Annotated in this window: 15 protein-coding genes; 10 read left to right on the top strand and 5 right to left on the bottom strand. The window is 75.6% G+C overall.

The window, feature by feature from the left end:
• On the top strand, window positions 1–413 hold a 413-nt coding region (locus tag QSK52_RS27845; RefSeq protein ID WP_285738928.1), incomplete at its 5' end, for a fasciclin domain-containing protein.
• 91 nt (window positions 414–504) lie between these two features.
• Here QSK52_RS27845 and QSK52_RS27840 read toward each other — a convergent pair.
• Complete coding sequence (locus QSK52_RS27840) at window positions 505–744, bottom strand: chaplin (protein ID WP_285738927.1); 240 nt, start codon at window positions 742–744, stop codon at window positions 505–507.
• A 973-nt stretch (window positions 745–1,717) separates the two neighbouring features.
• Window positions 1,718–1,939 carry a hypothetical protein gene (locus tag QSK52_RS27835; RefSeq protein WP_285738926.1) on the bottom strand — a complete coding sequence of 74 codons (222 nt, stop codon included), beginning with the start codon at window positions 1,937–1,939 and terminating at the stop codon, window positions 1,718–1,720.
• 437 nt (window positions 1,940–2,376) lie between these two features.
• Between QSK52_RS27835 and QSK52_RS27830 the strand changes: the two genes are divergently transcribed.
• The 4 genes from QSK52_RS27830 to QSK52_RS27815 all read left to right on the top strand — a co-directional run bounded on the left by QSK52_RS27830 (window position 2,377) and on the right by QSK52_RS27815 (window position 6,509).
• Window positions 2,377–2,580, top strand: coding sequence for a cold-shock protein (locus tag QSK52_RS27830; RefSeq protein ID WP_285738925.1), 204 nt, complete (start codon window positions 2,377–2,379; stop codon window positions 2,578–2,580).
• A 62-nt stretch (window positions 2,581–2,642) separates the two neighbouring features.
• Window positions 2,643–4,043, top strand: a complete 1,401-nt coding sequence (locus QSK52_RS27825; protein WP_285738924.1) for a DEAD/DEAH box helicase — start codon at window positions 2,643–2,645, stop codon at window positions 4,041–4,043.
• 224 nt (window positions 4,044–4,267) lie between these two features.
• Window positions 4,268–4,999 carry a helix-turn-helix transcriptional regulator gene (locus tag QSK52_RS27820; protein WP_285738923.1) on the top strand — a complete coding sequence of 244 codons (732 nt, stop codon included), beginning with the start codon at window positions 4,268–4,270 and terminating at the stop codon, window positions 4,997–4,999.
• A gap of 142 nt (window positions 5,000–5,141) precedes the next feature.
• Window positions 5,142–6,509 (top strand): hypothetical protein, encoded by a 1,368-nt coding sequence (locus QSK52_RS27815; protein ID WP_285738922.1) that lies wholly within the window; start codon window positions 5,142–5,144, stop codon window positions 6,507–6,509.
• 59 nt (window positions 6,510–6,568) lie between these two features.
• Here QSK52_RS27815 and QSK52_RS27810 read toward each other — a convergent pair whose 3' ends face one another.
• The 3 genes from QSK52_RS27810 to QSK52_RS27800 all read right to left on the bottom strand — a co-directional run bounded on the left by QSK52_RS27810 (window position 6,569) and on the right by QSK52_RS27800 (window position 10,150).
• Window positions 6,569–7,933: an FAD-binding oxidoreductase gene (locus tag QSK52_RS27810; protein ID WP_285738921.1), complete on the bottom strand. Its 1,365-nt coding sequence runs from the start codon at window positions 7,931–7,933 to the stop codon at window positions 6,569–6,571.
• Window positions 7,934–7,935: 2 nt separating this feature from the next.
• Window positions 7,936–9,201, bottom strand: a complete 1,266-nt coding sequence (locus tag QSK52_RS27805) for an ATP-grasp domain-containing protein (RefSeq protein WP_285738920.1) — start codon at window positions 9,199–9,201, stop codon at window positions 7,936–7,938.
• 64 nt (window positions 9,202–9,265) lie between these two features.
• Window positions 9,266–10,150 (bottom strand): LuxR family transcriptional regulator, encoded by an 885-nt coding sequence (locus QSK52_RS27800; RefSeq protein ID WP_285738919.1) that lies wholly within the window; start codon window positions 10,148–10,150, stop codon window positions 9,266–9,268.
• A gap of 218 nt (window positions 10,151–10,368) precedes the next feature.
• Here QSK52_RS27800 and QSK52_RS27795 point away from each other — a divergent pair, with 218 nt between their 5' ends.
• The 5 genes from QSK52_RS27795 (at window position 10,369) to QSK52_RS27775 (ending at window position 22,683) form a co-directional block, all read left to right on the top strand.
• On the top strand, window positions 10,369–11,676 hold the full coding sequence (locus QSK52_RS27795; RefSeq protein WP_285738918.1) for an MFS transporter: 1,308 nt from the start codon (window positions 10,369–10,371) through the stop codon (window positions 11,674–11,676).
• Window positions 11,621–14,803, top strand: coding sequence for a type I polyketide synthase (locus QSK52_RS27790; protein ID WP_285738917.1), 3,183 nt, complete (start codon window positions 11,621–11,623; stop codon window positions 14,801–14,803). The genes QSK52_RS27795 and QSK52_RS27790 overlap by 56 nt, the downstream gene beginning before the upstream one ends.
• Window positions 14,800–20,523 carry a MupA/Atu3671 family FMN-dependent luciferase-like monooxygenase gene (locus QSK52_RS27785; RefSeq protein WP_285738916.1) on the top strand — a complete coding sequence of 1,908 codons (5,724 nt, stop codon included), beginning with the start codon at window positions 14,800–14,802 and terminating at the stop codon, window positions 20,521–20,523. Before QSK52_RS27790 ends, QSK52_RS27785 begins: the two co-directional genes overlap by 4 nt.
• Window positions 20,520–21,830, top strand: a complete 1,311-nt coding sequence (locus tag QSK52_RS27780; RefSeq protein WP_285738915.1) for a M18 family aminopeptidase — start codon at window positions 20,520–20,522, stop codon at window positions 21,828–21,830. Before QSK52_RS27785 ends, QSK52_RS27780 begins: the two co-directional genes overlap by 4 nt.
• A gap of 76 nt (window positions 21,831–21,906) precedes the next feature.
• Window positions 21,907–22,683, top strand: coding sequence for a thioesterase II family protein (locus tag QSK52_RS27775; protein WP_285738914.1), 777 nt, complete (start codon window positions 21,907–21,909; stop codon window positions 22,681–22,683).
• The last annotated feature ends 3 nt before the right edge of the window (window positions 22,684–22,686 follow it).

Genomic DNA, 22,686 nt, shown 5'->3' with positions numbered 1-22,686 from the left:
GCATGGCCCAGGACCCGGTCGCCACCGCCGCCTCGAACAACCCGCTGCTGTCCACCCTGGTGACCGCCGTCAAGCAGGCCGGACTGGTCGACACCCTCAACTCCGCACAGAACATCACCGTCTTCGCCCCCACCAACGACGCCTTCGCCAAGATCCCCAAGGCCGACCTGGACGCCCTGCTCGCCGACAAGGCCAAGCTCACCAAGGTCCTCACCTACCACGTCACCCCCGAACGCCTGGCCCCCGACGCACTGGCCGGCACCCACAAGACCCTGGAGGGCGGCGACCTCACCGTCACCGGCACCACGCCCGACTTCACCGTCAACGGCAACTCCAAGGTCCTGTGCGGCAACGTCCGGACCGCCAACGCCACCGTCTACATCGTCGACACCGTCCTGATGCCCGCCTCCTGACCCCCCGTCACACAGAAGGGCCCCTCCCGGCGACTTCCGGGAGGGGCCCTCGTGCCGTCCACGGGTCACGGCTCGGGCCCGTGGACGACGGTCAGCCGAGGTTGGCGCAGGAGTTGCCGAACGCCGGGTTCAGCGCGCCGACGACGCTCACCGTGTTGCCGCACAGGTTGACCGGGACGTGCACCGGGACCTGGACCAGGTTGCCGGAGAGGACGCCGGGCGACCCGGCGGCCACGCCCTCGGCCCCGGCGGACGCGGAGGCCGCTCCGGCGGTGCCGAGGACGGCGGTGGCGGCCAGCGCGACGGCGAAGTACGTGCGGGTGCGGGACATGACGGCTCCTTGCGGTCGGACGGGACGTCGCCCCGGGCGGGGCGGCACCGGTGATTCGGGGAGCTCGCGACGGCGGCGTGGTCGTGGGGCGGTCCTTCACCCCATCGGGTGCCTCCGGCGCCGGGTGAGGAAACGAGCGCTGCCAGCGCGGCGCGGGCCTGAGGGGCCTGGAGGAGGCTGAACCGCGGATCGGTGGCGAGGGCCGGGGAGAGGTCGGCGCGGGCGTCCTCGGTGCGGCCGAGGGCGCGCTCAACCTCGCCGCGGTGGTGGAGGAACGGGGCGCTGCGCCAGCCGTGGGCGAGAGCGGGGGCGTCGTCGGTACGGCCGAGGGCCGCCTCGGCGCGGGCCCGTCCGGCCAGGGCGGCGGTGTGGGCGGGGTCGGCGGCCAGGGCGCTCCGGTAGCCGTCGAGGGCGGCCCACCGCCGTCCGACGCCGCTGGGGAGAACCACGTGCCTCGCCAGCCCCGTCACCCTCCTGCGCGGCCTCGCCGCCGGTCCGGACGCCGACGCCGGTGCGGTGCGGTGCTGGTGATGCTGCGTCACCACACCGCCGACGGCCGTCCCCCTACTGCGACGGGAAGCAGCCCACCGTCGCCGACCGCGCCCGGCAGCGGCTCTGCACCGGGCTCGGTGGAGACCCGACCCACCTCGCCCGGCCCTGATCCGGGGCGTCCTCGACCTCGCGTTGCGCCGATCGGGTGAACGTCCGGGGTCCGCACCAAGCCCGTGCCCCCACCGCCGCGAACGGAGGGTGTGCGCGGAGCCAGGGTCGGCCGTCACGCGCACACGCGGGGACGGGGCCTTCCGGCTGGCACCAGGGGTCCCGTCCCCGACCGTTCAGGGCCCCGAGGCGTCGCGGGGCGTCCGCCCGTGCGCGAGCGGTGCGCGAGCGGACCGCGCAGCAGCCCCCGGCCCGGTTCGGTCCGGCGGGGCTGCTGCGTCCTCGTGGGGGCGGGGTGGCCGGTCGGGGCGGGTCAGAGGGGGTACATGCCGGTGTAGGGCTCGACGATGCGCTCCTGCCGTGAGCCGAAGTCGACCATGACCGCGGTGTCGCCCTCGGCGCCGACGACCCGGCCGAGGCCGTAGGCGTCGTGGGTGACGCGCTCGCCGACCGAGAAGTGCTTGCGCGGCGCTTCGGTCCTGGCCTTGAAGGGGCTGGTGGGCAGGTGGCGGCGGACTGCTTCAGATTTCTTCATCCAGGCCAGTATGCGCCGCGGAGGGCCGTGTTGACCCCCCTCCGGGGGGACGAATTCCGGCGGTCCGGAATGCCGGGTGTGACGGACGACTCCTCCCCGGGGGCGGAGCCGGGAGCCGGGGGCGACCGGTGGGCGGCGCTCCGAGCTGGGGACAACGCGCTTGGACGGGACGGGAGTTGGCGGGCCGGGGGTGCGGCCGGGCGGTGCCGGGGTGCGGCGCCGAAAAATCGGGGTGCCTATTTCCGCCCGTTGCGGGTCCGGGGCTGCTACAGTCGAGGTAGTTGCAGTAATGGTTCCCATGAACTTTGTGTGCGCCTGCTCACGCATTGCGGGCGCATTTTTTGTTTTTCCGGATCTTCTCCGGGCGGGCTCCCATCACGGTGACTCGGCATGCGTATCGTGCGGATGCCGGAAAGCCCCTGAAGGAGATTTTTTACATGGCTAATGGCACCGTGAAGTGGTTCAACTCGGAAAAGGGCTTCGGCTTCATCGAGCAGGAGGGCGGCGGTCCGGACGTGTTCGCCCACTACTCGAACATCAACGCCGGTGGCTACCGTGAGCTGCTCGAGGGCCAGAAGGTCGAGTTCGACGTCACGCAGGGCCAGAAGGGCCCGCAGGCCGAGAACATCCGCCCGCTGTAGTTCTTCCACCGCCGCGGCACCCGCCCGGCGGCGAGGGGCCCGCACCGTACGCGTCACGCCCGGTGCGGGCCCTTCGGCATGTCACCTCCCGTTCCCGCGCGTCCGACGGGCGCCGGCCGTGCGTCAGGTGCCGCTCCAGGGAAGGCATTCGCATGGATCGCTCCCCCCACCCGCACACCGACTCGTTCGACGGCCTGGGCCTGCCGGAGGAGGTGCTGCCGGTGCTGGCCCGCCGGGGCGTCCGCACGCCCTTCCCGATCCAGGCCGCCACGCTGCCGGACGCGCTGGCCGGCCGCGACGTGCTGGGGCGGGGGCGCACCGGCTCCGGCAAGACGCTGGCGTTCGGCCTCGCCGTGCTGGCCCGCACCGCGGGGCGGCGGGCCGAGCCGCGGCGCCCGCTCGCCCTGGTGCTGGTGCCCACCCGCGAGCTCGCCCAGCAGGTCACCGAGGCCCTCACGCCGTACGCCCAGGCGGTGCGCCTGCGGACGGCCACCGTCGTCGGCGGGGTGCCGGTCCGCCGTCAGACGCAGGCGCTGGAGCGCGGGGCGGAGATCGTGGTGGCCACGCCCGGCCGCCTGGCGGACCTGGTCGAGCGCGGGCTCTGCGGGCTGGACGCGGTCGCCGTCACCGTCCTCGACGAGGCCGACCGGATGGCCGACATGGGGTTCCTCCCGACGGTCACCGGGTTCCTGGAGCAGGTCGCCGAGGACGGCCAGACCCTGCTGTTCTCCGCCACCCTGGACCGCGACGTCGACCGCCTGGCGCGGCGCTTCCTGAAGGACCCGGCCACGCACGCGGTGGACCCGTCCGCGGGCGTGGTCAGCACGATGGAGCACCACGTGCTGCACGTGCGGAGGGCGGACAAGGACGCCGCGATCGCCCACATCGCCGCCCGGGACGGGAAGGTGATCATGTTCACCGACACCAAGGGCGGCGCGGACCGCCTGGTCGAGGCGCTGCTCGCGAAGGGCGTGAGGGCCGCGGCCCTGCACGGCGGCAAGTCCCAGCCGCAGCGCACCCGCACCCTGGAGCAGTTCCGGGCCGGGCAGGTGGCCGCGCTGGTCGCCACCGACGTCGCCGCCCGCGGCATCCACGTCGACGGCCTCGACCTGGTCGTCAACCTGGACCCGCCCGCCGACCCCAAGGACTACCTGCACCGCGGCGGACGCACCGCCCGGGCCGGTGCGTCCGGCACCGTCGTCACCCTGGTCCTGCCCGAGCAGCGGCGGGGGGCGGTCCGGATGATGACCACGGCCGGTGTCACGCCCGTCACCACCGCGGTCCGGGCGGGCGACGCGGAACTCACCCGGATCACCGGCGCCCGCGTCCCCACCGGCGTGCCCGTCGCGATCCCCGACCCGGTCGTCGAACGGCCCCGCCACCACCGGCCCACCTCCCGGAGCCGGTACGGCCGTCCCGCCTCCGGGGGCCGGGGCACCTCGCCGCGACAGCACGGCAGTTGAGCCCGGGCGGCGCCGCACGGGACGCCGCCCCGGGAGCGGCGGCGAAGTTTGGCAAACTTTGACCAAACGTGATCACCGCCACACCGCCGCCTGCTTTTGTCGCGTTACGCTCAACGCCGGTGACCGGACGGTACTGTCCGGCAGTGCGTGTTTCGGGCCGGTACGGCCCGGGTCGATCGGGGGGCGACATCTTGCAGGGGACAACTGCGACCAGTGACCTTGGTGTGCGAAGGATTCCGCAGCCCCGGGCCGGCGGGGGAACGCCGGTCGGGGAGCGGACCGGCCGGCTGGCGGCCGAGGTCGAACAGGGCGCGGTGGCCGAGGTGCTGAGCCGGGCGCTGCGGGCGATGGAGCCGGGGACGGGGACGGTCCGGCTGGTCGGGCGGTTCGCCGCCGAGGCGGTCGGTCGGCCGGGCTCGGAGGTGGCCCGGTTCGTCCGCGGCGAGGTGCTGCCGCGCGGGCACCGGCTGCGGCTGCTGCTGCCGCCCGGGGTGGCCCGCGGCGAAGGGGTGCGGGAGCTGCTGGCCCGGATGTCGGCCGAGGAGGTGGAGGTCCGGGTCTCCGCCTCGGTGCCGCTGCCCGGCCTGGCCTTCCTGGGCAGCGAACTCGCCCTGGTGCACACGGGCGCGGGGCAGGGGAGGCCGCAGGTCCTGCTGGCCTTCCAGGAGGCCGTCCTCGGGCTGCAGCGGATCCAGCAGGACCTGTGGGAGCACGCCCGGGAGCTGTCGGGCGAGCGGGCCGCCGACACCGGGGGCCTGCGCCTGGACCCGACCCAGGCCGAGGTGCTGCGGATGCTCGGCGCCGGGATGAAGGACGACGCCGCGGCCCGGCAGATGAACGTCTCGGTGCGCACCTACCGGCGGCACGTCGCCGCGATCCTGAAGCACCTGGAGGTCGACAGCCGCTTCGAGGCGGGGCTGCGGGTCGCCGAACTCGGCCTGCTGCGGGCGTCCTGACGCCGCCGGAGGGCAGGTCGGGGCCGGGGGCGCCGGGGGATGGCAAGTAGCTGACAGAGATGCCTCCGGTTCGGGTGCCCGTGCGTCCCGGTGCGGTCAGATGGTGCCCGCACGGTAGGGGAAGGCACAGAGAGAGGTCCTGATGGATCGGGAATCCTTGACGCGGGAGTACCTGGCCGAGGTGGTCGCGAGCGGGGCCAAGGCCGACGAGCTGGTCGGGACGCAGGTGCGTTCGGCGATGCTGAACACCTTCTACGACAGCAAGTACCTCTCCCGCCCGCTCTTCCTCGGCCTGGCCGAGCAGGTCCGGCTGCACGCCGACCTGGAGAACCTGCGGACCGCCCTGGCCGCCCTCCCGGACCGGCTGTTCGGCGGCGACTTCGCGGCGTTCTCCCGCGCGGTGGGCCTGAACGACCTGCAGGTCGCCGCCGTCCTGCGGGGCCGCGGCCGGTCGCTGACCCGGCAGACCCGCGCCGACCTGTACCTCGACCCGTCGGGCTTCAAGCTGTTGGAGCTCAACATCGGCAGCGCGGTCGGCGGCATGGACAACGCCGACATGTGCCGTTCGCAGCTCGACCACCCGGTGCTCGCGGAGTTCGCCGAGCGGCACGGGCTGGGGTACGTCGACACGCTGCGCGAGCAGGTCAACAACATCCTGGTGGAGAGCGGCTTCACCCGCGAGGACCGCCCGGTGGTGGCGCTCACCGACTGGCCCGGCAGCTACGACAAGATGCTCCCCTACATGGAGCTGCTCTGCGGGCGCTGGGCGGAGCTGGGCCTGGAGGCGTACCCCTGCCACCTGGGGCACCTGGAGGCGCGCGACGGCCGGGTGTGGCTGGGCGACAAGCCGGTGGACATCGTCTTCCGGACCTTCCTGATCGGGGACGTGCTGAAGGGGCCGGAGGCACCCGGGCTGATGGACCCGGTGCTGGACGCGGCGGAGCGCGGCGAGGTGCGGATCTTCACCCCGATGGACTCGGCGGCCTACGCCAGCAAGGGCGCCCTGGCGATGCTCTCGGACGAGGGCAACCGGGGGCTGTTCACCCCGGAGGAACTGGCCAGCCTGGACCGCATCCTGCCGTGGACGCGGATGGTCCGGCCCGGCCCGGTCACCCTGGAGGGCGGCGAACGGGTCGACCTGGTCGAGTACGCGGTGGCGCACCAGCAGGAGCTGGCGCTCAAGCCGACCTCGCTGTCCGGCGGCAGCGGCGTGGTGCTCGGCTGGGCGGAGGACCTGGCCCCGCAGGAGTGGCGCGAGCTGGTCACCGCGGCGCTCGACGGGCCGTTCGTCGTCCAGCGCCGGATCCGTCCGACGCCCGAGCTGTTCCCCGACGAGCGCGGCGAGTTGACGTCCTGGACGCCGCTGTGGGGCGTGTTCACCTCGGCGGCGGGCTACGGCGGGGCGTTCGCCCGGGCGACCCCGGAGTCCTCCGGCGACGTGGTGGTGAACGTCGCCAACGGCGCCCACGCGGGGCCGGTCCTCCAGGTGACGGCCGCGCCGGAGCGCTGAGGCGGCAACGGGCGCCGGCGGGGCGGGAGTCGCCCCGCCGGCGCCCGTGCGCGGCCCGGTCAGTCGGGCGCGGCCAGCAGCGTGCCGGGGCTGAGCAGCCAGGCCGGGTCCAGCGCCGACTTGACGGCCCGCATGGCGCTGATCTCGGCGGCCGAGCGGGTGAGGTGCAGGTAGCGGGCCTTGGCCCGGCCGATCCCGTGCTCGGCGCTGATGCTGCCGCCCGCCGCCGCGACCCGGCCCAGGACGGCCAGCACGACCGCCTCCTCGTCGGCCGGGGCCACGTCGAGCAGGTTGACGTGCAGGTTGCCCTCGGCGAGGTGCCCGAACAGGTAGGGGCGGGCCCGGCCGTCGAGCAGGGCCGGGAGCTCGGCGGCGAAGCCGGGCAGTTCGGCGGGCGGGAGGGTGACGTCGAGCTTGAGCGGGGTGCCGGCGGCGTTGATCGCCTCGGTGTGCCGTTCCCGGTAGGCGGCCAGCCGGTGTCGGTCGGCGGCGTCCACGGCGACGGCGGCGTCCAGCAGGTCGGCGTCGGCCAGCAGTTCGGCGAGTTCGTCGGTCGGGTCGTGCCGGGCGGCGCACTCGACCAGCAGGTGGACGGGGTGCCGGGCGCGGAAGGGCGCGGGCAGGCCGGTGTGCTCCAGGACCAGGTCGAGGCCCTCGGCGGTGAAGAACTCCGCGAGCTCCAGCGATTCGAGCCCGCGCAGCCGGGTCACCAGGGCGGTGGCCGCCGCGATCGAGTCGACGGCCAGCAGGGCGCCCACCCGGTGCCGGGGCCGCGGCACCAGGCGCAGCCGGGCCGCGGTGAGCACGGCCAGGGTGCCCTCGCTGCCGACCAGCAGGCCGGTGAGGTCGTAGCCGGTGTTGTCCTTGGGCAGCCCGGCCAGCCGGTCCAGCACGGTGCCGTCGGCGAGGACCGCCTGCAGGCCGGCCACGTTGGCCCGGGTGGTCCCGTACTTGAGGACGCGTTCGCCGCCCGCGTTGGTGGCGATCATGCCGCCGAGGGTGGCGGAGTCCCGGGAGGCCAGGTCGACGCCGAACTCCCAGCCCTGCGGCCGGAGTCGGCCGTGCAGGGCGGAGAGGGTCAGCCCGGCGCCGACGGTGATCTGCCGGGCGTCGGGGTCGACCGGGCCGGCGGTGTCGAGCCGCCGCAGCGACAGCACCACCTGGTCCCCGGCGGGGGTGGGCACCGAGCCGCCGACCAGGCCGGTGTTGCCGCCCTGCGGGAGGACCGGAATCCCGGCCTCCCGGCAGGTCCGGAGCACCCCGGCTACCTGGGCGGTGTCGGCGGGCCGGACCACCAGCCGGGCCCGGCCGGTCCAGCGGCCGGTGAAGTCGGTCTCGTAGGAGGCCCGCAGGCCGGGGTCGGCCAGGACGTGCGCCGGGCCGACCACCGCCGCCAGGCGGGACGCGAGTCGTTCGGTGCCCATGGTCAGCGGACCGGCTCCGGGGCGGGCGCCTCCGCGGCCACGTCGATCCGGATCTCCCGGTCGACCAGCCGCTCGCAGAGCTCCACCGCCGCGTCCGTGGAGTCGGCGCGCACCGCGACGAAGCCGAGCCGGTCCCAGTTGTCGCGCACCGGGCGCACGGTGTCGCCGGGGCGCACCGACAGGTGGGCGGAGAGCACGTCCGGGCGGGCGGCGACCTCGTCGAGGCCGGCCACGGCGGTGACGGTGCCCGGGGAGCGCAGCACGAAGCGGGTGCAGGCGGCGGCGAGCGGCTGCGGGTCGTCCGGGAGCTCGTCGACCAGCCGGGCCGGCCAGGCCACCCCGAGGGCGGCCAGGTCGATGCCGTACGCGGTGCGGACGAGGTCGCCGATGGTGCCGCCGCCGATCCGGTTGTGCGACTCGATGACCACCGGCCCCTTGGCGCTCAGCCGCAGCTCGGTGTGGCCGGGGCCGTCGGTGAGGCCGACGGTGGTGAGGAACTCGCGCACCGCGTCCGTGACGGCGGCCCGGTCGTCGGGGGAGAGCCGGGCCGGCACGGCGTGGCCGAGCTCGGCGAAGTGGGCCTCGTCGACCAGCTTCTCGGTGACCGCGACCACCACGTGGCGGCCCGCGAAGCTGAACGTCTCGACGCTGAACTCGGGCCCGTCGACGTACGCCTCCATCAGGAAGCCGCTGACCTTGAACAGCGAGGTGCCGCGGTCGGTGCGGCGGCCGAGCAGGTGCTCCAGCCGCTCCCAGAGCGCGGGCAGGTCCTCGGGGCCGTCGACCCGCTGCAGGCCGAAGCTCGCGGTGGTGTCGGTCGGCTTGACGATGAACGGGTAGCCCGCCCGGGTGCCGAACGCCGCCAGCGACTCCGGGCCGTCGACCGGCTCGCTGGGCACGGTGAGGCGGCTGCCCGCCGCGGCGAGGTGCCGGCGCATCTCGCCCTTGTCCCGCATCCGCCGCACCACGTGGTGCGGGGTGCCGCCGAAGCCGAACAGGTCGTTGAGCCGGGCGGCCGTCTCCAGGCCGCCCTCGGTGAGCGAGACCACGGTGTCGAAGTCCCACACCCGGCGGGCGGCCTCGGCCAGCGGGCGGACGGTGTCCCAGTCGGTGTAGTCGACCATCAGGACCGCGTCGGCGCGGGAGGTCTGGAAGGAGTTGATCTTCTCCGGGTGCTGGATCAGCACGATCCGCAGACCGAGCGACTTGGCCCGGTCGACGTGGGTGTCGGTGCCGCCGACGAGGAGCATGGCGCGGTCCGTAGCCAACGGACGGTTCCTTCCGGAAGGGGACACGGTGGCCGCGAGCGTATCCACGTCGCCCGCGGGCCGCTCACTCCTCGGGGCCGAGGAGTCCGGAAGTTGCCAACAGGTACCCCAGCTGGGCCCGGCTGCCGCTGCCGAGCTGCACCGCGGCCTTGTGGACGTGCTCGGCGACGCTGCGCCGGCTCATCCCGAGCCGGCGGGCGATCGCGTGGTCGGTCTCGCCGGAGACCACCGCGCGCAGGATCGCCCGCTGCAGGTCGGAGGCGGCCACGGGGGTGCGCGGCGCGGAGTCGACCGGGCCCACCGGCACCGACAGCTCCCAACTCTGCTCGAAGGAACGGACCATGAACCGGACCATGGCCGGCTCGGTGATCTGCAGCGCCCCGGCGGCCGGGTCGTCGGAGAGCGGGATGAACGCCACCTCCCGGTCGCAGATCACCAGCCGCTCGACGATCTCCGCCTGGGTGCGCACCTCGGCGCCGGCCGCGGTGACCTGCTCGATGTACGACATCGTCGGCCGGTGCGTGTGCACGGTGTGCTGGTAGATGGTGCGCTGCCGCACGCCCCGGGCCAGCGCGAGCAGGTCCCGGGAGATCGCCTCGGCCAGCACCGACTCCGGCCGGCCGCCGCCGGGCTGCGCGGTGAGCAGTTCGCGCCGGCAGCCGGCGACGGCCGCCGCCAGCGCGGTGTTGATCACCTTCGGGTCGGTGAGCCGGGTGATCGCCGGGCGGTCCGCGGTCCGGTCGTGGACGTAGGCCGCCTCGAAGTCGGCGAGCCGGGCCCGGGTTTCGCGCAGCACCCGCTGCTGCCGGGCGAGTTCGTCCTCCAGCGGGTTGGTGACCGCGAAGGCGGCGACCTCGGGCGGGACGGGCCTGGCGTACCCGTCGTCCGCCGGGTCGTCCGCCATCAGGCGCAGCTCGCGCAGGCAGCGCGGCACCCGGTCGCGCGGCATCCGGCCCGCCCGCAGCGCGTCCCGGTAGACCGCCAGGGCCGTTTCGCAGGCCCGCTCGGACCCGGATTGGTCGCAATCGTATGCGGGTGCGTCGGTATGACCATGCCTCACAACTGTGCAGGTTACATCTGTGCATCCCGGCGGGGGCGGGCAGACGGACGGGCCTGTGCCTATGGTCGCCGGGCAGGGACCGCCACTTGGCCGTGAGGAGTCGACCGATGTCCGACCGGGAACGCAGGTACCGGATCCTGGTGTCCGGGTACGCGATCTCCTCGTACGGGACCTTCCTCAACGTGGTCGCGCTCAACCTCTACGTGTACGCGGTGACCGACCGGGCCCTGGCCGTGGGCGTGTTCATGGCGGTGCGGCTCGGGGCGGGCTTCGTGGCCGGGCTGGTGGTGGGCGCGCTGCTGGCCCGCCGGTCCGCCAAGGGCGTGATGCTCTGGGCGAACCTGGCCCAGGCCGCCGCGATGCTGGTGCTGGTGCTGGCCCCGCCCGGGCTCCGGACGCCCGCGCTGTTCGCGGTGTCGGCGGTGGTCGGCGTCGCGGGCACCCTGTTCATCGTCGCGCTGCGCAGCTCGATCCCGTCGATCGTCGAGGAGGGCCGGCACACCTGGGCCAACTCGCTGATGGTCAGCGGGCGTTCGATGGCCATGGTGGCCGGGTTCGCCTCCTCGGGCGTGGTGGTGTCGCTGCTCGGCTACACCACCGCCTTCGTGGTGGACATGGCCACCTTCCTGGTCTGCGCCGGTACGGTCGCCCTGCTGCCGGCCCTCGCGCCGACCGGCCGGGAGGACGGCGCACCGGCCCGGACGGCCGACGGGGGACGGCGCAAGCTGCCCGCGGCGGTCACGGCGCTCGCCGCGGCCCCGGTGCTCGGCCTGATGGTGCTGCTGCGGGGCGTCGACGCGCTCGGCTCCTCCTCGCACAACGCGGCGCTGCCCGTGTACTCCACGGGGCTGGACACCGACCACCCGGCGGTGTTCGTCAGCGTCTTCTGGTGCGTGTGGGCCCTGGGCAACGTCCTGGTGCAGCAGGTCCTGCAGCGGTACGCCAAGCGGGGCGGCGACCCGGTCGGCGCCCTGGGGTTCGGTCTCGGCACCATCGCGATGTCGGCGACCTTCATCCTGGCCTTCGCCGGGTTCCCGTGGGCGGTGACCGTCCCGATCGCCCTGCTGGCCGGAGCGGCGGACGGGCTCACCGAGGTCTCGTACACCTCGCACCTGCAGACCCTGCCGGGCACGCTGCGCACCCACGCCTTCGGGCTGTCCGCGACGGTGGAGAACCTCGGCTTCGGCGTCGGCATGATCGCGGTCGCCTCCGCGCTGGAGGTGTTCGCGCCGCTGCCGGTGGTCGGCGTGGCGCACGGGGCGGCGATCCTGCTCGCCCTGGTCTTCGTGGCCCGGGTGCTGCGGCAGCGGGGACGGCCGGAGGGAGCGGCCGCACGTGGGAACGACGAGGGGGAGAACGATGCAGGACCGGCGGATCGCCGTGATCGGGATGGCGCTGAGGTTTCCCGGAGCTGACACGCCCGAGCAGTACTGGCAGGACATCGAGTCCGGCACCTCGCACGTACGGCCGTTCACCCGGGCCGAGTTCGCGGCGGCGGGCGTGCCGGCGGAGCGGTACCTGGACCCGGACCACGTCGGGGCGAGCGCCCTGCTCGACGGGATCGACGGGTTCGACGCGGAGTTCTTCGGGATGACGGGCCGGGAGGCCACCGTCACCGACCCGCAGCAGCGGCTCTTCCTGGAGTGCGCCCACCACGCCCTGGAGGACGGCGGCTACGCCGGCTCCGGCGAGCGGATCGGCGTCTACGCGAGCACCGGCTACCGGCTGTACTCGCTGCACGGCTACCTCGGCTCGAACATCGGGGACGAGGTCCGCCACGGGGACTGGACCACCGTCAAACAGGTCCAGGTCGGCAACTACCCGGACTTCACCGCCACCCGGACCGCCTTCCGGCTCGGCCTGCGCGGCCCCGCGGTCAACGTGGCCACGGCCTGCTCCAGCGCCCTGGTCTCGGTGCACCTGGCCTGCCAGGCGCTGCTGGCCGGCGACGCCGACCTGATGCTGGTCGGCTCCTCCGCCCTGCACCTGCCGCAGGTCACCGGACACCTGCACGTCAAGGGGTCCACCCTCTCCAGGACCGGCGCGGTCCGGGCCTTCGACGCGGCGGCGGACGGCACGGTCGGCGGCAACGGGGTCGCGGCCGTCCTGCTCAAGCCGCTGGCGAAGGCGCTCGCCGACGGGGACACCGTGCACGCCGTCCTGCTCGGCTCGGCCGTCACCAACGACGGACCCGACCGCGGCGGCTTCGCCGCGCCCGGCGTGCCCGGACAGCGCGACGCGGTGCTCGGCGCCCTGGAACGGGCCGGCGTGCCCGCCGACACCATCGGCTACCTGGAGGCCCACGGCACCGGCACCTACAAGGGCGACCCGATCGAGTTCGCCGCCCTCACCGAGGCGTTCCGGCGGCACACCGACCGCACCGCGTTCTGCGCGCTCGGCTCCACCAAGCCCGCCATCGGGCACCTGGACAGCGCCGCCGGACTGGCCGGACTGATCAAGGCGGTCCTGGTGCTGCGGCACGGCGTCATCCCCCCGCTGGTGAACTTCCGCGACCCCAACCCGCTGCTCGGCGTCGAGGACAGCCCGTTCGTCCTGCCGACCCGCGCCACGCCCTGGCGGACCGACGGGCCGCGGCGGGCCGGCGTGCACTCCATCGGCATGGGCGGCACCAACGCGCACGTGATCCTCGAACAGGCGCCCGCCGCCCCGCCCCGCCCCCGCCCCCGGACCGCCCCGGTGCCCGCCCTGCTGCCGCTGTCCGCGCAGAGCCCGGCGGCGCTGACCGCCCTGGCCCGGGCGTACCGCGCCCACCTGGCCGGGCACCCCGGGACCGACCCGGCCGACCTGCTGGCCACCGCCGCGCTCGGCCGCCGCCACCTGCGCCACCGGCTGGTGCTCACCGCGCCCGCCGACGGCCTGACCGCCGCGCTCGACGCCTACCTGGCCGACCCGGCGTCCCCCGGCCGACCCGGCAGCCACCGCACCGGCACCGTCGAGGCCCCCGCCCCCGCCCCCGGCTTCCTGTTCAGCGGCCAGGGCACCGGCCGCCCCGCCGCGGCCGCCGAACTCGCCGCCCGCTTCCCGGTGGTCGCCGAGACCCTCCGGGCCTGCGCCGAGGCGTACCGCGCGGAGACCGGGGAGGGCGACTTCCTCGACCGGCTGCTGCACGGCGCCGGACCCCGGCAGTGGGACACCGCCTTCGCCCAGCCGGCCGGCTTCGCCCTCCAGACCGCCCAGGCCCGGCTGTGGCGGCACCTCGGCGTGACCCCGTCCGCGGTCGCCGGACACAGCGTCGGCGAGTACGCGGCCCTGTGCGCCGCGGGCGCCCTGACCGCGGAGGACGGCGTACGGCTGCTCTGCCACCGCGGCCGGCTGATGCAGCGCACCGAGCCCGGCGCCATGCTCGCGGTCTTCGCCCCGCGCGACCGGGTGCTCGAACTCCTCGACGAAGCCGCCCGGTCCGGCGCCGGACCGGTCGAGCTGGCGGTGGCCAACGGCCCCGCCCACCACGTGCTCGGCGGCCGCCCCGCGGCGGTCGGGGCCGTCCGCGACCGGCTCGCCGCGCACGGCCTGGACGGCGAACTCCTCGCGGTCGACCGGGCCTTCCACACCGCGCTGCTCGACCCGGTGCTGGCGGAGTTCCGCGCCGTCGCGGAACAGGTGCCGTTCGAACCGGTGCAGGTGGAGTTCGTCAGCGGACTGGACGGCACCGCCCACCCGCCCGGCTGGCTCCCGGACGCCGACCACCTGGTCCGGCAGGCCCGCCGGACGGCCGACTTCCACGCCGTCCTGCGCACCCTCGCCCCCCGCGGCCCGCTGGTCGAACTCGGCCCCGGCGCCCCGCTCACCGGCATGGTCCGGCGGGCCGCGCCCGACGCGCTCTGCGTCCCCACCGAGGGCCGCGGCCCCGGGCTCGACGGACTGTGGAGCGCGCTGGCCCACCTGCACTGCGCGGGCGTCGCCCTCGACTGGGCGGCCCTGCTGGAGGGCGGCGGAGGACGACGCGTCCCGCTGCCCGCCTACCCCTTCCAACACCGGTCGTACTGGACCGGACCCGAACCCCCGGCCGGTCCCTGGACGGACCGCGAACCCACACCCGTGCTTTCCCAGGAGGACGCAATGACCGAATCGGCCGTGCTCGACCGGGTGCTGGAGCTCACCGCACAGCACCTCGGCTACCGCACCGAGGAGGTCCAGCCCGGCCGGACCTTCGTCGGACTCGGCGCGGACTCGCTCCAACTGATCGGCATGCTGCGCCAGTTGGAGGGCGAGTTCGGGACGCGGATCGCCGTCCGCGAGGTGCTGGAGGAGGCGGGCACGCCCGAGCTGGTGGCCGCCCTGATCGCGGGGCGGACGGCCGGGGCCGGGGCCGCCCCCGACACCCTGCCCGCCCCCGCCGCCGCCGTTCCCGTCCCCGTCCCCGTTCCCGTCCCCGCGGTGGACCCGGCCGGGGAGGACCCGACCCGCCGGGAGCTCGCCGAACTCGCCCGCCAGGTCAACCTGTTGGCCGAGACCCAGTCCGCCATGGTGGCCCAGCTCGCCGACGCGGTGGCCCTGCTCACCGCCGGGCGCGCCCGGTGACCGCAACCGCCGCGGACCGGGCGGCCGCACTCTCCCGCCAGCTCACCGCGCAGCTGGCCGCAGCCACGGCCGCAGCCACGACGGCGCCCTCCGCCGCCGCAGCCGCCGGGCCCGCCACCGGAGCCGCCGAGCCCGCCGCCCCCGTGGTGCACGGGCCGCGGGTGACCCTCCCGGAGGGCTCCGGGATGGCCGGGGACACCGCCGACCACGCACAGCGCGCCCACGCCGCCGACCTCGCCCGCCGCCTGGTCGAACGCACCCGCCGCTCCAAGGAACTGGCCCAGCGTCAGCGCTCGGTGCTCGCCGACAGCCGCGCGGTGGTCGGGTTCCGGCGCTCCACCAAGGAGACGCTGTACCCGCTCGCCGCCTCCTCGGCGCGCGGCGCGCACCTGACCGACCTGGACGGCAACGACTACACCGACATCACCATGGGCTTCGGCGCCCTGCTGTTCGGCCACGAGCCGGAGTTCGTCAGCGAGGCGGTGCGCAGGCACCTGGCCGACGGCCTGCGGTTCGGCCCCCGTCCGGCCGAGGCCGGCGAGGTGGCCCGGCTGCTCGCGGACCTGACCGGCCTGGAGCGGGTGGCGTTCGCCAACTCCGGCACCGAGGCCAACTCGGCGGCCGTCCGGCTGGCCCGGGCCGCCACCGGGCGCGACCGCATCGTCATGTTCCGCGGCTCGTACCACGGCCACATCGACTCGGTGCTGGGCCGCCCCGGCCCGGACGGCGGCCGCGCGGTCCCGGTCTCCCGCGGCATCCCGCAGAGCGCGGTGTCCGAGCTGATCGTCCTGGAGTACGGCAGCCAGGAGGCGCTGGAGACGATCGACCGGCTCGGCGACACCCTCGCCGCCGTCCTGGTCGAGCCCGTCCAGTGCCGGAACCCGGAGCTGCGGCCGGTCGCGTTCCTGCGCGCCCTGCGCGAACTGACCGCCCGCCGCGGCATCGTGCTGCTCTTCGACGAGATGCTCACCGGCCTGCGCCCGCACCCGCGCGGCGCCCAGCACCACTTCGGGGTCGTCCCGGACCTGGCCACCTACGGCAAGGCCCTGGGCAGCGGCTACCCGATCGGCGCCGTCGCGGGCCGGGCCGACATCCTGGACGGCGTCGACGGCGGGTTCTGGCGGTACGGCGACGACAGCCGCCCCGAGGCCGAGACCACGTTCTTCGGCGGCACCTACATGCAGCACCCGCTGTCCATGGCGGCGGCCAAGGCGTCGCTGCTCCACCTGACCGCCGAGGGCCCCGCGCTGCAGGAGCGGCTCAACGCCCGCACGGACGCCCTCGCCGCCGACCTCAACCGCTTCTTCGCGGACGAGGAGTTCCCGCTGCGGCTGAGCCACTTCGGGTCGATGTTCCGGTTCACCCACCGGGCCGACATGGAACTGCTCTACCAGCACCTGCTGCTGCGCGGCATCCACGTGTGGGAGTGGCGCAGCTTCTACCTCTCCACCGCCCACACCGACGCCGACGTCGAACGCGTCGCGGACGCGGTGAAGGACTCGCTGCGCGCCCTGCGCGACGGCGGCTTCTTCCCGCGCACCGCCACCCCCGTCGCCGCCCCTTCCGCCTCGCCCGCGGCCCGCAGCCGGACCGCACAGTGGCCCGAACGGCCGCGCCCGGCACCGGACTTCGGCGTCTACTTCTTCGGCGACTACCCGTCCGCCGACGCGGCGGGCGACCGTCCGGACGCACCGCGGCCCGAGGAGGCGTACGCCCGGATCGTGGAGACCGCCAGGTTCGCCGACCGGCGCGGGTTCAGCTCGCTCTGGGTGCCCGAGCGCCACTTCCACTCCTTCGGCGGCCTGTTCCCCAACCCGTCCGTACTGGCCTCGGCGCTGGCCCGGGAGACCGGGCGGATCCGGTTGAACGCCGGCTCGGTGGTGCTGCCGCTGCACGACCCCGTCCGGGTCGCCGAGGAGTGGTCGGTGGTGGACAACCTGTCCGGCGGCCGGGTCGGCCTGGGCTGCGCCACCGGCTGGCACGCCCAGGACTTCGCCCTGCACCCGGACCGCTTCGAACAGCGCAAGGCCATCGGCTTCGCCCACCTGGAGGACGTCCGCACGCTGTGGCGCGGCGGCGCCCTGGAGCGCCGCACCGGGGACGGCCGCCCGGTCGAGGTGCGGATCCACCCCCGACCGGTGCAGGACCTGCCGCCGATGTTCCTGGCCACCTCGGGCCGCCGCGACTCGTACGAGGACGCGGCCCGCCGCGACCTGGGCGTCGTCACCAACCTGATGAACCAGACGGTGCCGGAACTCGCCGAGAACATCCGCCACTACCGCAAGGTCCGCGAGCAGGCGGGACTCGACCCGGACGGCGGCCGGGTGACCGTCCTGCTGCACACCTACCTCGGCGAGGACCACGCCACGGCCCGGGCGCAGGCCCTGGAGCCGATGAGCCGCTACCTGCGCTCCTCGCTGCAGATGCGCTCGGCGGCGGGGGCGTTCGGCGCCGGGCCGCAGGCGGTGGCCGAGGCGAGCGACGACGACCTGGACTACCTGTTCCGCCGCGCCTACGACCGCTACTGCGACGAGCGGGCGCTGATCGGCACGGTGGAGACCTGCTCCCCGGTGGTCGACGCACTGCGCGAGGCGGGCGTCGACGAGATCGCCGCCCTGGTCGACTTCGGCATGCCGGGCGAGCTGATGCGGGCCGGGCTGGAACGCCTGGACGCGCTCCGGCAGCGCCACCACGGGGCCGCGGCGCCCGCTGCGGTGACCGGACCGCCCGCGGCGGACGGCGCCGAACCGGCCGCCGCGGCAGCCGGGTCGTCGGGCCCGGCGACCGCCGCGCAGCGGCGGCTCTGGCTGGCCGGCCAGCTGATGGACGGCCGGGCCGGGTACAACGAGGTGCAGGCGGTGCGGCTGCGCGGCGCCCTGGACCCGGCGGCGCTGCGCTCCGCGGTGGCGGGGCTGGTCGAGCGGCACGCCGGGCTGCGGACGGTGTTCCGGCCCGGCAGCGCGGAGGAGCCGCTCCACCAGGTGGTCCGGCCCGCGCCCGCGGACCGGGACGGCGGGCTGCGGGTGACCGACGCCCGCGGCCAGGACCCGGACCGGGCCGTCGCGGACCTGCTGCGCGAGGAGAGCACCCGGCCGTACGACGTGGCCGAGGGCCCGCTGTTCACGCCGCGGCTGCTGACCCTGGCGGACGACGACCACGTGCTGGCGTTCGGCCTGCACCACCTGGTCACCGACGGGCACTCGGCGGGGATCCTCGCCGCCGACCTCCGGGAGTTCTACACGGCCGCCGTCGAGGGCCGACCGGCGGTGTTCGCGGCCCCGGCCGGGACCACGCTCGGCGCGGCCGAACCGGCCCGCAGCGACGCGGACCTGGAGTGGTGGCGGCGCCACCTCGACCCGCTGCCGCCGGTGCTCGCGGTGCCGACCGACCGGCCGCGGGGCCGCCGGGTGGCGGGCCGCGGCGGCGCGGTCGACACCCGGCTGGACCGCGACCGCACGGCCGCGGTCCAGGAGTGGAGCGGCCGACAGGGCGTCACCCTGTTCGCGACCCTGCTGACCGCCTGGCAGCTGGTGCTGCGCGAGCGCAGCGGCCGGGACGAGTTCGTGGTCGGCTCGACCTTCGGCCGCCGCACCCCGGACACCGCGCACACGGTCGGGTTCCACGTGGCCCTGCTGCCGCTGCGCGTCGCGCTGCGGGACGACACCCCGGTGGCGGACGCGGTCCGGGCCACCAGGGACGTGCTGTTCGAGGCCGACGCCCACCAGCACGTCGACCTGGACGCGCTGCTCGCCGAGGTCAACCCGGACCGCGGCAACCCGCGCCCGCTGGTCACCGTCTCGGCGGACCTGGACACCGCCCCGCTGGCCGGGATCGCGCTGCCGGGGCTGCGGGCCGAGGAGGTCGACGGCGGCACCGAGTCCGCCCCGCTGGAGCTCGCGCTGATGGCCGTCCGCACCGCCTCCGGCCTGCGGCTGCGGATCCGCTACGACGCCGACCTGTTCGACCCGGGGACCGTCCGCGGTTATCTCGCCGACCTGGAGCGCGTCCTGCACGCGATGACGGTGGACGGGGCCCGGCTGGTCCGGGACACCCGCGCCGACCGGCCGGCGACCGCCACCGGACCGGCCGCCGACGGACCGGCCGCCGCCGGACCGGCCGTGGCGGAGCGGCTGCGGGAGGCGTGGAAGGCGGTGCTGCGGCTCGACGAGGTGGCCGCGGACGCCGACTTCTTCGACCTGGGCGGCGACTCGATCAGCGCGATCAGGCTGGTCAACCTGGTGCGCGACGAACTCGGCGCCGAGATCGCGCTCGCCGACTTCTTCGCCGACGCCACCCTGGCCGCGATGGCCGCCCGGCTCGGCGCCGACCCCGCCGGGGCGGCACCCGCTCCGGAGCCGGCGCCCGTCGACCGGGCCCCGGTGAGCGACCAGCAGGCCCGGATGATCGGCGGTCACCACTCCGTCCCGCAGCCGCAGATCTGGAACATCCCGACCCGGATCAGGTTCGCCGGCCCGCTGGACCCGGAGGCCCTGCGCACCGCGCTGACCGACCTGGTGGCCCGGCACACCGCGCTGCGCACCCGCTACGTGCAGGACGCGGACGGCGCGTGGTGGCAGGAGGTGGCGGCGCCCGCCCCGGTGCGGCTGCCGCTGGACGACCTGTCCCGGCTGGAGCCCGGCCGGCGCGCGGAGCGGGCCGAGCGGGTCTGCCGCGACCTGGCCGAGGAGCCCTTCGACCTGGACCGCCCGACGCTGCCCCGGGTGCGGCTGCTGCGGCTGGCCGAGGACGAGTGGGTGCTGATGTTCGTGCTGCACCACATCAGCACCGACGGCTGGTCGCACTCGGTGCTGATGTCCGAGCTCGCCGAGCTGTACGCGGCCGCGGCCGGGGGCCGCCCGCACGCCCTGGCCGCCCCCGGCCTGCAGGCCACCGACTACGCCCGCCGGCAGGCCGCGGCCAGGGACCCGCGGGCGGACGCCCGCCGGGCCGCGCACTTCGTCGACTACCTGGACGGCGTGCCGTGCCGACTGGAGGTCCCGACGGACCGGCCGCGGCCCGAGGCGCCGAGCGGGAACGGGGACACCGTGCGCGGCGTCCTCCCCGGCCCGGTGCGGGCCGCGCTGGAGGAGTTCGCGGCCGCGCAGCGGGTGACGCCGTTCGCGGTGGCGGCCACCGCCCTCGGCCTCCACCTGGCCCGGCTGTCCGGCGAGCGGGACGTCCTGCTGAGCGTGCCGTACGTGAACCGGCAGGGGGCGGAGACCGAGTCGCTGGTGGCGCTGGTGACCACGGCGGTGATGGTCCGGGTCCGGATCCGGGACGGGGAGACCTTCGCCGAGCTGGTGCGCCGGACCTCCGCGGGGGCGCTGGCCACCATGGCGAACGTCCTGCCGACCGCGCAGGTCATGCAGGCGCTGCGGGACGCCGGGGCCACCGACGTGCCGGAGCGGGTGCCGTACATGCTCGCCTTCCAGAACTACGCCGACTCCGAGATCGAGCTCCCCGGCCTGGAGGTCGAGGTGGAGGACGTCGCCCCCGCGGTGGCCCGGGCCGAGCTGTGCTTCGGGCTCTCCCCGCGCCGCGACCCCCGGCTCGGCCACCGCACCTTCCTGGAGTACTCGACCGACCTGTGGGACCGGGGGACGGCGGAGCGCCTGCTGGCCGACTACGTCGCCCTGCTCGGCGAGCTGTGCGCCCGGCCGGACTCCCCGGTCGACGACCCGACCGGCCCCATCCCCTCCCGAGAGGCAGCCACCGCATGACACCCGCCATCGACCCCCGCCGGCACACCGAGGACCTGCTGGCGTTCCTGCGGGACGCCTCCTCCCCCTACCACGCGGTGGCCGAGGCGGCCGACCGCCTCACCCGGGCCGGTTTCACCGAACTGCGCGGCACCGACGAGTGGACCGGCGGCCACGGCGGGAGCTTCCTGGCCCGCGGCGGCGCGCTGATCGCCTGGTACGTGCCCGAGGGCGCGCCCCGGCACGCCCCGTTCCGGATCACCGGCGCGCACACCGACTCGCCCAACCTCCGGATCAAGCCGACCCCCGACACCGGCCGGGCCGGCTGGCGGCAGGTCGCGGTCGAGGTGTACGGCGGGGTGCCGCTCAACACCTGGCTGGACCGGGACCTCGGCATCTCGGGACGGCTGACCCTGCGCGACGGCAGCTCCCGACTGCTGAAGATCGACGAACCGCTGTTCCGCGTCCCGCAGTTGGCCATCCACCTGGACCGCGGGGTGAACGACGGACTGAAGCTCGACCGGCAGCGCCAGACCCAGCCGGTCTGGTCGCTGGGCCGTGCGGAGCAGGGCGCGCTGCTGGAGCGGCTCTCCCGGGGGGCCGGTCTGGAACCGTCCGACGTGCTCGGCTGGGACCTGATGCTGCACGACCTCCAGGCCCCCGGACTGCTCGGTGCGGACCGCGAGTTCCTGGTGTCGTCCCGGCTCGACAACCTGGTCTCGGTGCACGCCGGGGTCGCCGCGCTGGTCGCCGCCGCCGAGGCGTGGCGGACGGGCGCGGTCGCCGCCGACGCCGTGCGCATCCCGGTGCTGGCCGCCTTCGACCACGAGGAGGTGGGCAGCGGCTCCGCGACCGGGGCCAAGAGCCCGCTGCTGGAGCAGGTGCTCGGCCGCTCGGTGGCCGTCCGCGGCGGCGGCGGCGAGGACTGGGCGCGGGCCGTGGCCGGCTCGTTCTGCGTCTCCTCGGACATGGCGCACGCCGTGCACCCCAACTACAGCGAACGGCACGACCCGGACAACCAGCCGCTCCCCAACGGCGGCCCCGTGGTGAAGATCAACACCAACCAGCGGTACGCCACCGACGGCACCGGCCAGGCCCTCTTCACCGCGGCCTGCGAGCGGGCCGGGGTGCCCTGGCAGTACTTCGTCGCCAACAACGGCATCCCGTGCGGCACCTCGATCGGGCCGCTCACCGCGGCCCAGTTCGGCGTGACCACGGTCGACGTCGGGGTGCCGGGCCTGTCCATGCACTCCGCGCGCGAGCTGGTCGGCGCGGCCGACCCCGCCCACCTGGCGCGGGCGCTCCTCGAGGTCGCCACCACCGGCTGACCCACCGCCCCCGCCGGTTCCGGGCCGCCGTCCGCGCGGCCCGGAACCCGGCGCACCTTCTCCTGGAGAGACCCACGTGTCCCCACGCACTTTCACCCTCAAGGGCGCCGACCCGGCCGCGGCGGCGCTGCGCGTCCTGCTCGTCCCGCACGCGGGGGCCGGGGCGTCGAGCGGCCTGGCCTTCGCCGGGCACGCGCCCGCCGACTGGCTGGTGGCGACGGTCCGGCTGCCCGGGCGCGAGTCGCGGATCCGAGAGCCCGTCCCGGAGCTGCCGGGCCTGGTCGAGGAGGTCGCCGCGGCGGCCGCGGCGCTGCCCGGCACGGCCCCGCTGGTCGTGGTCGGCGTGTGCTCCGGCGCGGTGATCGCCCTGGAGGCGGTGCGCGCCCTGCAGCGCGACGGCGGCGTCCCGGTCGCCGGGCTGGTCGTCGTCTCGCAGTGGGCGGTGACCGAGCGGCCCGACCCCGGCCGCCGCACCCTCCGGGACACCGAGGACGTCCCGGAGGTGCTGGCGCTCCTCGAGGGGTTCGGCGGCGTGCCCGACGCGCTCGCGGCCGACCCCGAGATGCTGCGGCTGCTGCTGCCCGGCCTGGTCGGCGACCTCCGCGCGGTCGAGGACTACCGGTCCGACCCGGAGCCGCTGCTGCACTGCCCCTTGCTGACCGTGTTCGGCGACGAGGACCCGCTGTGCCCCGAGGAGCGGACCGCCGACTGGGCGCTGTTCGCCCCGCGCACCCGCAACGTGCTGGTCCCGGGCCGCCACCTGCTGCTGGCCGAGGACCCGGCCGCCGTGGTCGACGCGCTGGCCGACCACCTCGACCTGTTCGCCGCCGCGCCGCTCCCCGCGACCCGATGACGA

Source organism: Kitasatospora phosalacinea (genome assembly GCF_030268885.1).
GTDB lineage: Bacteria > Actinomycetota > Actinomycetes > Streptomycetales > Streptomycetaceae > Kitasatospora > Kitasatospora phosalacinea_C.
This window is presented reverse-complemented; position numbering and strand designations above follow the sequence as displayed.